At 69.7% G+C, this 12376-nt stretch carries 8 protein-coding genes; 4 read left to right on the forward strand and 4 right to left on the reverse strand.

The window, feature by feature from the left end; all coding sequences use genetic code 11:
* Positions 1 to 38: 38 nt before the first annotated feature.
* Entirely contained in the window at positions 39 to 1268 is a 1230-nt protein-coding gene (locus ACWEKR_RS10010; protein ID WP_452354176.1) for a bifunctional 3,4-dihydroxy-2-butanone-4-phosphate synthase/GTP cyclohydrolase II, read from the forward strand.
* Positions 1269 to 1409: 141 nt separating this feature from the next.
* Positions 1410 to 3689, forward strand: coding sequence for a LuxR C-terminal-related transcriptional regulator (locus ACWEKR_RS10015; protein ID WP_452354177.1), 2280 nt, complete (start codon positions 1410 to 1412; stop codon positions 3687 to 3689).
* Between the two features lie 16 nt (positions 3690 to 3705).
* On the opposite strand, the gene ACWEKR_RS10020 is transcribed toward ACWEKR_RS10015, so the two are convergent.
* From ACWEKR_RS10020 to ACWEKR_RS10030, 3 genes are all read right to left on the reverse strand, one after another.
* A complete protein-coding gene (locus tag ACWEKR_RS10020; protein WP_452354178.1) occupies positions 3706 to 4560 on the reverse strand; it encodes an alpha/beta fold hydrolase in 855 nt (284 codons plus the stop codon).
* Positions 4560 to 5723, reverse strand: a complete 1164-nt coding sequence (gene hsaA, locus ACWEKR_RS10025) for a 3-hydroxy-9,10-secoandrosta-1,3,5(10)-triene-9,17-dione monooxygenase oxygenase subunit (RefSeq protein WP_452354179.1) — start codon at positions 5721 to 5723, stop codon at positions 4560 to 4562. Before hsaA ends, ACWEKR_RS10020 begins: the two co-directional genes overlap by 1 nt.
* A gap of 97 nt (positions 5724 to 5820) precedes the next feature.
* Entirely contained in the window at positions 5821 to 7302 is a 1482-nt protein-coding gene (locus tag ACWEKR_RS10030) for an FAD-dependent oxidoreductase (protein ID WP_452354180.1), read from the reverse strand.
* A 162-nt stretch (positions 7303 to 7464) separates the two neighbouring features.
* On the opposite strand from ACWEKR_RS10030, the gene ACWEKR_RS10035 reads away from it, so the two are divergent.
* Together ACWEKR_RS10035 and ACWEKR_RS10040 are read left to right on the forward strand one after the other, a co-directional pair.
* A complete protein-coding gene (locus ACWEKR_RS10035; RefSeq protein ID WP_452354181.1) occupies positions 7465 to 9867 on the forward strand; it encodes a PEP-utilizing enzyme in 2403 nt (800 codons plus the stop codon).
* Between the two features lie 79 nt (positions 9868 to 9946).
* A complete protein-coding gene (locus tag ACWEKR_RS10040) occupies positions 9947 to 10852 on the forward strand; it encodes a tyrosine-protein phosphatase (RefSeq protein WP_452354182.1) in 906 nt (301 codons plus the stop codon).
* Between the two features lie 132 nt (positions 10853 to 10984).
* On the opposite strand, the gene ACWEKR_RS10045 is transcribed toward ACWEKR_RS10040, so the two are convergent.
* Positions 10985 to 12376 carry a HEAT repeat domain-containing protein gene (locus tag ACWEKR_RS10045; RefSeq protein WP_452354183.1) on the reverse strand — a complete coding sequence of 464 codons (1392 nt, stop codon included), beginning with the start codon at positions 12374 to 12376 and terminating at the stop codon, positions 10985 to 10987.

Below are 12376 nucleotides of genomic sequence, written 5' to 3' on the forward strand. Positions count from 1 at the left end.
TCGCCATATTTCTATTAGGCATATGGAGGTGGCGGACGATGACCGGTGAACTGGACACGGTGCCTGCCGCGGTGGCGGCGATCGCGAGCGGCGGCATGGCGCTCGTGGTGGACGACGAGGACCGCGAGAACGAAGGCGACCTGGTGCTCGCCGCGGAGATGGCGACCCCGCAGAACATCGGATTCCTGGTGCGGCACACCAGTGGCGTGCTGTGCGTGCCCATGGCGGGCGACGACCTGGACCGCCTGGAACTACCGCCGATGACGGCGGTCAACCAGGACCCGAAGGGCACCGCCTACACGGTCTCGGTGGACGCGGCGGCGGGTGTGGGCACCGGCATCTCGGCCGCCGACCGGGCGCACACCATGCGCCTGCTGGCCGATCCCACCGCCACACCCCGGGATCTCACCCGCCCGGGGCACGTGTTCCCCCTTCGAGCGCACCCGCGTGGGGTCCTCGGCCGGCGAGGGCATACCGAGGCCGCCGTCGACTTGGCGCGGATGGCCGGTTTGCGCCCGGCCGGTGTCATCGCCGAGGTGGTCCGCGAGGACGGGTCGATGGCCCGACTGCCGGAGCTGCTGACCATGGCCCGTGTGCACGGGATCCCGATCATCTCCATCGCCGCCCTGGTCGACTACCGCCGTCGGCGCGAACCGGGCGTCGCCCGGATCGTGGAAACCCGGCTGCCGACCCCGTTCGGCGAGTTCCGGCTGATCGGCTACCGGGACGCGACGAACCACGCCGAGCATCTCGCGCTGGTGTTCGGCGCACCGGGCGAGCACGACGTGCTGACCCGGGTGCACTCGGAATGCCTCACCGGTGACGCGTTCGGTTCCCTGCGCTGCGACTGCGGCGAGCAACTCGACGCCGCCCTGCGGGCCGTGGCCGCCGAAGGCCGCGGAGTCGTGGTGTACCTGCGCGGCCAAGAGGGACGCGGCGTCGGGCTGCTGAACAAATTGCGCGCATACGAGCTGCAGGACGGGGGCGCGGACACCGTCGACGCGAACCTGCGGCTCGGGCTGCCCGTCGACGCCCGCCACTACGGCGCCGCGGCGCAGATCCTGGCCGACCTGGGTGTGCGGTCGGTCCGGTTGCTCAGCAACAATCCGGCCAAACAGGCGGGCCTGACCGAATACGGCATCGCCGTCGAACGGCGAATCCCGTTGCAGGCCCGCCCCACCGAGCACAACGTGCGCTATCTGCGCGCCAAGCGCGACCGCATGCGCCACCAGTTGACCGAGGTCGACACCGCTGTCGCCGTCCGATGAGCGGCAACGGTTCGATCGGTCCGCTGTCCCGGGGACACCATCGCGACCCCCGCACCGGCGGACCACGCGGGCACGCCCAGCGGAGTTGAATTTGTCCAGAATGCTCTTGCGCGCCACGCGCGGTACCTAGGGTTGACACCCATGGCGCGGCGTCCCATCGGCAACCTCCCTGCCGAGGTCACCAGCTTCGTCGGGCGCCGGGAGGAACTCGCCGCGGCGAAGCGTCTGCTGCCCACGACCCGGGTGCTCACGCTGCTCGGTCCGGGCGGCGTCGGCAAGACCCGGCTGTCCCGACAGGTCGGCGTGGCGGTCGCGCGCGCGTTCCCGGACGGGGTGTGGCTGGTCGAGCTGGCCGACGTGCACGACCCGGATCTGGTGACGGTGACCGTCGCGGAGGCGCTGGCGCTGCGCGACGACACGGCGACGCCCCTGCGGCGGCTGACCGAGTTCCTCGCGGACAAACGGTTGCTGTTGATCCTCGACAACTGCGAGCACCTGATCGACGCCTGCGCACAACTCGTAGGCCGAATCGTCGCCAGCACTCCCGAGGTGCGGGTGCTGGCGACCAGCCGGGAGGTGCTCGGCGTGCAGGGGGAACAGGTCATGCCTGTGGCTCCCTTGCCGCTGCCGGACGGAAAGACCGAGGACAGCGATGCGATGCGGCTGCTCGCCGAGCGGGCGGGCGCGGCCAACCCCGGTTTCGCGGCCTCGCCCGCGAACCGGGACGCACTGGCGGCGATCTGCCGCAGGCTGGATGGTATTCCGCTCGCGTTGGAACTGGCCGCCTTGCGCTTCCGGATGTTCACTCCCGAACAGATCCTCGCCCGGCTCGACGACACCATGGGCCTGCTCAGTGCCGGGCCGCGCCTGGCGCCCGAACGACAGCAGACCATCGAGGGGGCGATCCGCTGGAGCTACGACCTGTGCACCCCGGCCGAGCAGCGGGTGTGGGAGCAGCTGTCGGTATTCTCCGGCGGCTTCGACATCGACGCCGCCGAAGCCGTGTGCCTGCCTGCTCCTGGGGCGCGGACGCTGTTCGACGCCCTGACCGGCCTGGTGGACAAATCGGTGCTCAGCCTGCGCTACGACGGTGATGTCGGCCGGTACTCGATGCTGGAGCCGATCCGCCAGTTCGCCAACGACCGGCTGGCCGAACGGGGAGACGAGCCCGCGATCCGAGCGCGTCACCGCGATCACTACCGGCGGCTGGCGCTGCGCGGCCGGACCGCGTACTGGAGTTCCGACGACGTCGTCTGGTTCCGCGAGCTGAACCGCGAGCACGCGAATCTACGCGCGGCGCTGCAGTTCGGCCTCGGTGACGCACCGGAGGCGGCGCTGGAGATGGCCGCGGTGCTACGGCCGTTCTGGGAGCACAACCGTTTCCTCACCGAGGGTTACCGCTGGCTGACCGACGCGCTGGCGAAGCTCGAGGAACCCACCGAGCTGCGCGCACGCGGGCTCTCCGCGGCCGCCTCACTCGCGGCGCTGCTGTCCGATCGCGTATCCGCGCGGCAGTTGGTGGACGAATGCGTCGCGCTGGCACGCAGAGTCAACGCTCCCGACATTCTCGCGGAGGCGATGCTCGACTCCGCGTTGCTCGCTTTCAACGACGGCGACACCGCTCGCGCCCTCGAATTGGCCGAGACGGCGACGCACCTGGCCGCCGAATGCGGGCACCACGCGATGGAGATGGACAGTCTCGCCTTCGCTTTCGTGTGCGCGCTGGTGCTCACCGACGCGCGCTCCACCGCTTTCGCCGAGCGGCTCCTGCGGGTCGCCACGGAGCGGGGACCGTCTCTGCTCGGCGGGCTGGCGCAGTGGTCGATGGGCCTGGACCATTGGCGACGCGGCGATCAGGACGCCGCCACCGGCTATCTCGCCCGGTCGATCGAAATGTTCAGCTTGTTCGACCGGTGCGTCTGGCTCGCCTCCGGATTCGAAGGACTGGCCTGGACGGCGGTGGCCCGAGCCGACTTCGAACGCGCCGCACGTCTGCTCGGCGCCGCGGAGATCCTCGCTCGGAGTACGGTGCGCCTGGCCCACGCCATCACCGGCGTGCTGGGTGACAAGATGCGGGGCCATGTGCGAGAAGCACTGGGCGAGCGCGTGTTCCAGGAGATCTTCGACAGCGGCGCGACGCTGTCGCTGAGCGAGGCGATCGACTACGCGCTGGGTCGCGCGCCCGCGGCTGCGCGACCGCCGCGGCCCGCCGCGACCGATCCGCAGGCGGCGGACGTCCTCACTCGCCGGGAGAAGGACGTCGCCCGCTTGGTGGCCGCGGGCCACAGCAACAAACGCATCGCCGCGGACCTGGTGATCTCGGTGCGCACGGCCGAGACCCACGTCGAGCACATCCTCACCAAGCTCGGCTTCACCTCGCGGACCCAGATCGCGGGATGGGTCCGCGATCACGAGGTGTGATCGACGTGGGCCGCGATCACAACCCGCCGGTGAGGAAGTCGGCGACAGCGCGTTCGAACGCCGACTTGCGCTCGATCTGCACCCAATGACCACAGCGGGCGAACACGCGCAGATCGGCATTCGGTATCTGGCGTGCGGGCAACAGCGCCGCCTCCACCGGTGTCACCCGATCGTCGCGTCCCCACAGGATCTGCGTCTCCGGACGCAGGCCGCGCAACCGGGCCCACAGCGGGACAGGTTCGGCGAGCGCGGGATCGGCGAACGTCGCGTAGGCGTCGCGTAGCGCGGCGATGGCGTCGGGATCCGCGGCGGCGGCCAGCCGGGCATCGACCAGTTCCTCGGTCAACGTCGCGGGATCCGACACCATGGTGCGCAGCCACGGCGTGAGGCGCTCCCTGGTGGGATCGGCGCTGAACTCCAGCAACCGGGTGATGCCTTCGGACGGTTCCGGCCCCAGCACGTTGACCCCGACGCCGCCGGGCGCCATCAACACCAGCCGGTCGACCCGCTCGGGATGTTCCAGCGCCAGCAGCGTCGCGACGGCGCCGCCCATCGAATTGCCCAGCAGGTGTACCCGATCCAAGCCGAGGTCATCGAGCAGTCCGAGCACCGCGTCGGCGGAGATGCGCAGGTAGTTGCGTTCGTACACCGCCGGGCGACCGCTCGCGCCGAAGCCCGGCTGATCCACGATCAGGCACCGGAACCGTTCGGCCAGCACCGGCAGGTTCGCGCCGAAGTTGGCCCAGCCCGACACGCCCGGTCCGGAGCCGTGCAGCAAGACCAGCGGCGCGCCCGACCCCGCCTCGTGATAACGCAACCGGAGACCGCCCGTCGCGCTCCAGCGCGTGGTGTTCTCGGCGGTGAGCGTCATCAGATCATCCGATCCGTCACCGGCAGCCCGAACGCGTCCCGGCCGTAGAGGACCAGCGCGCGCTCGACGTCGTTGATGACGTGCACGCTGCCGGCGTGCGCGTCTCGCCAGTGCCGTTCGATCGGATTCGGCTTACGGATCGAGTGACCGCCGGAGTTGTCGAACAGCAGGTCGATGGCCTCGATGGCGCGTTCGGTGCCGCGCACTTGGTCGCGCCGGCTGCGCACCCGCAGTTCGAACGGGATCTCCTCCCCCGCTTCGGCATAGCGCAGCTGTTCGCTGATGTTGCGCTCCATCTGCAGCACGGCCGCGTCGATCTCGGAGGCGGCGCGAGCGACCCGGACGTGCGCGAACGGATCCTCGGCGGCTTTCTGCCCACCGTAGGAAATCCGCACCCGCTCGCGCATGCGCTCGATGTGCGCTTCGTACGCGCCTTGGGCGGCGCCGATGATGGGTGCGGTGATGGTGTTGGAGAACACCGCGCCGAACGAGATGCGATACAGCGGAGCGGTATTGACCTCCTGACCGGGCCCGCGCAGCTCGGCCTGCTCACTCGCGCTGTAGGTCCGGTGCGCGGGCACGAACGCGTGCTCGATGACGATGTCGTTGCTGCCGGTGCCGGACAACCCCGACACATGCCAGACGTCCTCGATCCGGTAGTCGGTGCGCGGCACCAGAACGGTCAGGTATTCCGCTCCCCCCTCGTCGTCCGGCACGACCGCACCGAGGAACGCCCAGCGGGCGTGATCGCACCCGGAGGAGAAGCTCCAACGACCGCTGATCTCGAAGCCGCCCTCGACGGGGGTGAGCTTGCCGGTCGGCGCGTACGACGACGAGACCAGCGTGTCCGGATCGGCGCCCCACACGTCCTGCTGCGCGTGCAGCGGGAAAAGCGCCAGCTGCCACGGGTGCGCGCCCAGCACCGACGACACCCAAGCGGTGGACGGGCAGGCGGTGGCGATGGCGCGGATCACCTCGTAGAACGCGACCGGTGAGGATTCGTCGCCACCGAAACGGGACGGCTGCAGCATGCGGAACACCCCCGCCTCGGTCAGCTCCCGGATGCTCTGCTCGGGCACTCTGCGCTGCAGATCGGCGTCGGCCGCTCGCTCTCGGATCGCGGGCAGCAGATCCCGTATCCGATCGAGCACCTTGTTGGTCATATGCGGTAGTCCTCCTCGTAGTGCCGTCTTTCGACGCTAGGCCGGTGCGGTGCCGTCGGATCCGATCCATCCCGATGACCGGAACCCACCACCCGGATCAGTTGGCGCGGGCCGCGGCGGCGCCGGCGCGGCGGCCGAAGAAGGTGCCGTCGCCGAGTGAAGTACCGCTGATGTAGCCCTCGCCGTGCAGGTTGCTCGCGGCGCGGCCCGCGGCGAACAATCCCGGGATCGGGCCGCCGTCGATGTCGAGCACGGCGCCGTCCACCGAGGTGTGCAGACCGCCGAGGGTGAAGACGGACGCGCCGGTTCCGCGGCGATCGCCGGACTCCGATGGCGGCCGCACCCCCGCCCGGACATCGATCGCGGCCAGCGGTGGCGTGAGCGGCCGCACCCAGCGCGGCGCCTTCCCGAATTCGGGATCCGTGCCGTGCGCGGCGTGGCTGTTGTAGCGACGGACGGTGTCGGCCAGCGCCGCCGCGGGCACGCCCATCAGCCCGGCGAGTTCTTCGGGCGTGTCCGCCACGTGGGTGGGCCGCACACCCCAGCGCTGTGGTTCCGGCACTTCGTCGAAGGCTCGTTCGTCGAGCACGACCCAGGTCCGCATCCCCTGCCCGAACAGCGCCGCCTGGCCGATCCGGCCGGGATAGGTGTCCTCGTTGACGAACCGCTGCCCGTGCTCGTTCACCACCATGCCGCGCGCGGCCAGACCGGGAACCAGCGAGATGCCGACCTGCCCCGCGGACATGTGCCGCACCGCCGCGCCGAGCGCCTGCGCCATCCGGATGCCGCTGCCGTCGTCGGTGCCCGCACTGACCTTGGTGTGTCCCAGCAATCGCGGCGCGTGGGCGGCGAGCATGGCGTCGTTGTCAACGAATCCGCCGGTGGTCAGCACGACGCCGCGACGGGCGCGAATGGTCAGCTCCGTGCCGTACCGCCGAGCCACAACGCCGACGACCGTGCCGTCACCGGCCACGATCAGGCAGGCGGCCCTGGTGTCGAAAAGCGCTGTCGCACCGGCGGATCGGGCGGCCTCGGCGAGGCAGTCCATGAGCAACTTGCCGCCGAAATCGGCGGCGGTCGGGCGATGGCCGCGGGGCGCGGGCGCGGCGAGGTCGGCGAACGGCTTGCTGTTCTCCCCCAGCCACATCAACCCGTCGTCGGTCGGCGGGACCCAGGCCGGCGCATCCCACAGGCTGGGTTTGAACGGCACGCCGCGCTCGGCGAGCCAGTGGAAATGCGCGACGCTGTCCGCGCTGTAACGCGTGATCTTGACCGAGTCGGCGCCCGGGCCGAGCGCGGCGGAGAGAAACGCGGCCATCGCGGCCGGGTCGTCGTCGAACCCGCACGCCCGTTGGATCGGTGTGCCGCCGCCGAGATAGATCTCGCCGCCCGACAGCGCCGACGCGCCTCCGGGACCGCCCATCCGATCGAATATCAGCACCTGCGCGCCGCCCGCTGCCGCCTCGAACGCCGCGGCCGCGCCGGCGCATCCGTAACCGACCACCAGCACATCGGTCTCGATGTCGTAGGCGCGCACATCGGCGGCGGCCCGCGGCACGACCGAATTCCGATCACTCATACGTCGACCTTCCCGCTCGGCGCTCGGTGGCCGGGCGCCCATCTTGGTGAGCGACCTTCCGGTCCCGATCAGCGGGACTGCGGACCGTCGCGGGCACGCCGGGTGGCGATGGTGTGTGAACGGCGTCACGTCTGCGTGGGCGCCAGCGAGGAGGAAGAATTCATGCGGGTCCTGGTCACCGGAGTGTCCGATCCGACCGGCCGCGCGGTGGCGCGCATGCTGCTGGCCGCGGGCCACGACGTCGTCGGGTCGGACCGTGTGCGGCACCGGTACGTCGATCCCCGGGTCCAGGTGATCACCGGTGACCCGGACGATCCGGCGAGCTGTGCGCGCGCCGTCGCCGAGTGCGCGGTGGTGGTGCATCTGGGCGGTTCGCTCGCCGCGAGCGCGGCGGCAGCCCGAGCGGCCGGTGCGCGCATCGTGGTTCCCACGGTGGCGGGAACGGATTCCGCCGCCGAAGATATCGTGCGATCCAGCGGTGCGCGGGCTCTGATCGTGCGCACCGCCCCGGTCGCGGGCAGACGCGTCGACCGCGAGAGCTGGCGAATCCTGCGGCGACTCGTCGGTTCTCGCCGAGCGAGCGGATTCCAGATGCTGCACACCGACGACTTCGAACGGTTCCTGGTGCTGGCGGCGGAGTCCGCGCGCGTCGGCGTGGTCGAACTGGCCGCGCCCGGCGTGGTCTCCGGCGCGGACGTGCATCGTATCCGTGCGGCGACGGGTACACGATCGGTCCGGCGGATGGCACGCGATCGGACTGTGCCGGAGGTGGATCCCACTGCGGCACAGGCGGAATGGGGATTCCGCTGCGGGTGGACCGCGTCCGAAGCCGCGGCGGACGTCGTCCGCGGACTGGTGGGCCGCAAAGTCGACGGCGACGAACTCGTCGCACGCACCGGGGCGATTCCGCTGCCCGGCTACGTGGTTCCCAGTCGTGCGACCACCTCGGACGGCCACGCCCTGGTGTCGGTGGCGCCGGAAGGTCTCGAGGGCGAGTTCGACGATCGCGTCGATCCGGCCTACCCGGTGCACACCGCGACGAATACGTCCGAAGCGCTGCCCGGACCACTCACGCCGCTGACCGTTGATCTGCAGGCGGGCGCGATCCGGCTGGCCAACGCCGCCATGGGCAGGATGATCGCGCTGGACGGGATCGCGCTGGAGCACTGGACCAGCCGGGTCACCACCGTGCTCGGGCACCACATCTACATCAACGCCTCCATCGGGGTACTCGCCGCGGAGAACATGCCGGGCTGGGACGAGCAGAGCATCCGTCGTGACGTCTACGGCAACATTCCCCCCGAGATCTCACTGACTCCGCACGGCAAGCCGCCCACCCCGACCGGTTTCGCCAGCACCCGCGCCACCTGGCGCGCGGCCGGCCGGGTACTGCGCACCGCGCTGCGCTATCGCGAGACCACCGACGGCATCAACGCGGCGGCGCATCAGGAATCACTGGGCGCCGCCGCGATCCGCGAGCTCACCGACGAGCAACTGCACGCGCGGGCCCTGTTGTGGCGGGACCGGTTGAACCAGTCCTGGGCGGCGGCGTCCATCGGCGTGATGATGACCGGCGCGGCCACTGCCATCCACTCCCGCGGCAAGGAAGCCGCCGACGTGCCCATCGACCTGGAACAGTTGGAGTCGGCCAGGACCATGCTCGCGGTGGAACGCCTCGCCGCGTTGTGCCGTGCGGACGCCGCGTTGCGCGACGCGGCGCATTCGGGCGATGTCGCCGCCGCGCGGGCCGCCTCCCCGGCGTTCTCCGCCGCGCTGGACGAGGAGCTGCGCCGGATCGGGCATCGCGGCCCGGGCGAGTGTGAGCTGATCAACCCCACCTTCGGCGACCGGCCCGAACTGCTGGTGACCGCCGCCGCTCGCGCCGCCCGAATGCCCGCGCCCAAGCGGGAACCGGTCGACCCGTCACCGAGCCGCACCGCGCGGATGGCGGCGGGCGCGACCATGGCGCGCGAACGGGTCCGCGACGCCGTCGTCCGGTACACCCACTGCCTGCGTCTCGCCGTGCGCGAGCGGGCCGAACGGCTGGTCCGGCAAGGGCTGCTGCAACAGGCCGAGGACGCCTGTTTCCTCACCCTCGACGAGATCCTCTGGGCGCCCGCCGACGTGACCGACCGCGTAGCGCGACGGCGCGCGGAACTGACCCGCTTGCAGGGCGTCCGCATGCCCGATGTGATCGCGGGCGACTGGGAACCGCTCCCGGACGCGGACGCGTTGACGCCCGGAGACAGCCTCACCGGCATCGGAGTGAGCCCCGGCGTCGTGGAGGGCACTGTGAAACGCGTGCTGTCCTCGGACGACGACATCGAACCGGGCGACATCCTGGTGGCCTCGGTCACCGACACCGGGCACACCGCGATGTTCGCCTACGCCGCGGCGGTGGTCACCGACATCGGCGGTTCCGCCTCACACGCCGCCATCGTGGCCCGGGAATTCGGCATTCCCTGCGTCGTCGACACCAAGACCGCCAGCACGCGGCTGGCGGACGGTCAGCGCGTACGCGTCGACGGGTCGGCCGGCACGCTCACCTTGCTCGTCGACGCCTGAGCCGGGGCCGGGGTGGCGCATCCCGGCCCCTTACCGGTTCGGCGTCGCCGGGCCGCGACCCCATGGAAGGAATGATTCAGTGACGATTTCGCGTGCTCTACGCGGGGCGATGACCGGTGTCGCCGCCGCATTGATCGCCGTGTTCCCGTCCACCACCACCGCCTTCGCGGGCCCTGCGATCGTGCACACAGCGCATGACCGCTCCATGCAGCTCTCGACGGCACCGAATGCCAGGGACATCGGCGACTACCCGACCCAGGGCAATGGCAAATTGCGTACCGGCGTGGTCTTCCGCACCGACGCCCTCGACAAGCTCACCGCCGCCGATCAGCAGAAGCTGGTGGCGGCGGGCATCACGGCGGTGATCGATTTCCGCAGCCCGAACGAGTCGGGAGCCAACCCCGACAAGCTTCCGGCGTCGATTCCCGCGCTCGCGCGTCCGGTGTACGACCCGGCCAACGACTTCTACCTGATGGTGGGCAGAGCGATTCAGGGCGGTCCGGCCGTGCAGCAACAGACCTTCGGCGACGGTAAGGCCGCGGGCATCATGCGCGACTACTACCGCTGGCTGGTCACCGACGCCACGGCGCGCGCTCAGTTCGGCACCGCCATCCGGGATGTCGCCAACGCGAGCGGTCCGGTGTTGTTCCACTGCACCGCAGGCAAGGACCGCACCGGATGGATGACCGCGATCCTGATGACGGCGCTCGGCGTGCCGAAGGGACAGGTCTACAAGGACTATCTGGAATCGAACGACAACCTGGCCGCGGGCAACAAGGCGCTGATGGACGGGCTGGTGGCCAAGGGCCTGGTCACCGACCCGGCACTGTTCGATCCGATCCTCGGCGTGCAGCGCGACTTCCTCGACGCCGCGTTCGACCAGGCCGGCGCGTCCTTCGGATCGTTCGACCGGTTCGTCACCGAGGGGCTGGGCGTGGACAGTGCGACGCTCGAGGCGCTGAAATCGAAACTGCTGGCTCGATAGTCGAAGACCAAGAGTGGGTCCGGTGGATCGTTGTCCACCGGACCGCTCAGTCGTCCGACCCGCTGTGTCGAAGTGAGGTGAGGTGGGCCGAGTGGAAGGAGATCGACCGCGATATCGCGATTGTTCGGATGGTCAGTACCAGTCCGAGTCCCACCGGTGCCTGGTTCCGACCTCACGCTTCTGGATGTTCTTCTCGCCGTTGGTGAGATCGGCCACGAGGTCGGCCGCAAGCTGTCTGACGTCGGCGTCGAGGTCATGTTCGACACGTGTGGCCAGATAGGTGACGGTGGGGGTGCGGTCCGCGGCGTGCTGGGGGTCGTGCACAATCTCGACGAGTAGTTGGGCGCGGAGATCGGGGTCGGGATCGTCAGCGGAACGGCGGCGCATGAGGGCGGCAATATCCTCCCGGTCTGACCAGAGGGCCAACTTTTCCCATGCCGCGCCGCGGACATTTCCGTGGGTGTCCGCGACAGCGCGGTCGCGCAGCAGTTCCAGGTCGGGGCCGTCGTCCTGCCAATCGAGTTCTTGGACAGCGTGGGCGCGAACCTTCCAGGACGGGTCGACCACCGCCATGCGCCGCACCATCTCCTTCGTTTCGGGATCGTCGTGACCGCTTGCGGACAGTTTGAACATCATCGTGCCACGCTCTCGATCGTCGGGATGGTGCTCGGCGATCCCGCGCAGCAGCGTCCGGACCTCGGGGTCGTCGGTGAAATGCTCGAGGAGATACACCGCGAACCGGCGACTTTTGGTAAAGGGATCAGCCGCAACGTATTCCCGAAGTCCGCTGATCGCCTCGGGGTGGTTGGGCCACAGCACCCTCGAATTCCTGCGCCGCGAGGCTGTCCGCAGTGCTGCCTCGCGCACGTTCGGATCGTCGTCGGTGGTGACCCGCTCGTACAGCGCCTGAGCTATCGCAGTCGTGACTACCGTCGGGTATGTGCCCAAAGCGTCGACCGCGGCCGCACGCACCTTGGCATCGGGATCGACCACTGCCTGCAGCGCGAGAACGAACGTGCCGGGATCGGCACCGTCTTCCAGAGCGTTCATCGCCTCGTATCGCACTTCGGCCGAGCTGTCACTCGTCAGACAATCGCGGATCGCGGTAAGCGTGTCGGGGTGGTCCTTCCAGAACGTTCGCAAGGTCCACAGTGCCCGCCTGCGCACGCCCGGGTCCTGCGACCTCACGTCCTCGTGCATCCAGGACATCGCGTCGCCCGGCCGGAGTTCGATGAGGCATTCGGCCGCCGCTTTCATGACCGAACGCTCCGGATCGGTCGTCACAACTCGCCTCAGTTCCACGCAGGTTTGCTCATCTGGCCACTGGTTGACCAGGAGCTTCACCACACCCCTGCGATTGTGGGCAAAACCGTCGACATGAACGAGATCATGCAGCAGAGCACGGGTTTGCGGATCTTCCGGCCACCGGTCCACAAGGGTCTTGATCAGATTGCCGCGCACGACATCGTTGGTTTCCTCAACTGCACCGCGTCGTAGTTGGGCCGCTTCCTCATCCTGCCGCAT

The organism is Nocardia sp. NPDC004573 (genome assembly GCF_053602135.1).

What these genes read in the sequence shown, in the direction of transcription:
- ACWEKR_RS10010 (WP_452354176.1), top strand. Translation starts at nt 39, where the DNA reads ATGACCGGTGAACTGGACACGGTGCCTGCCGCGGTGGCGGCGATCGCG.
- ACWEKR_RS10015 (WP_452354177.1), top strand. Translation starts at nt 1,410, where the DNA reads ATGGCGCGGCGTCCCATCGGCAACCTCCCTGCCGAGGTCACCAGCTTC.
- ACWEKR_RS10020 (WP_452354178.1), bottom strand. Translation starts at nt 4,560, where the DNA reads ATGACGCTCACCGCCGAGAACACCACGCGCTGGAGCGCGACGGGCGGT.
- hsaA (WP_452354179.1), bottom strand. Translation starts at nt 5,723, where the DNA reads ATGACCAACAAGGTGCTCGATCGGATACGGGATCTGCTGCCCGCGATC.
- ACWEKR_RS10030 (WP_452354180.1), bottom strand. Translation starts at nt 7,302, where the DNA reads ATGAGTGATCGGAATTCGGTCGTGCCGCGGGCCGCCGCCGATGTGCGC.
- ACWEKR_RS10035 (WP_452354181.1), top strand. Translation starts at nt 7,465, where the DNA reads ATGCGGGTCCTGGTCACCGGAGTGTCCGATCCGACCGGCCGCGCGGTG.
- ACWEKR_RS10045 (WP_452354183.1), bottom strand. Translation starts at nt 12,376, where the DNA reads ATGCGGCAGGATGAGGAAGCGGCCCAACTACGACGCGGTGCAGTTGAG.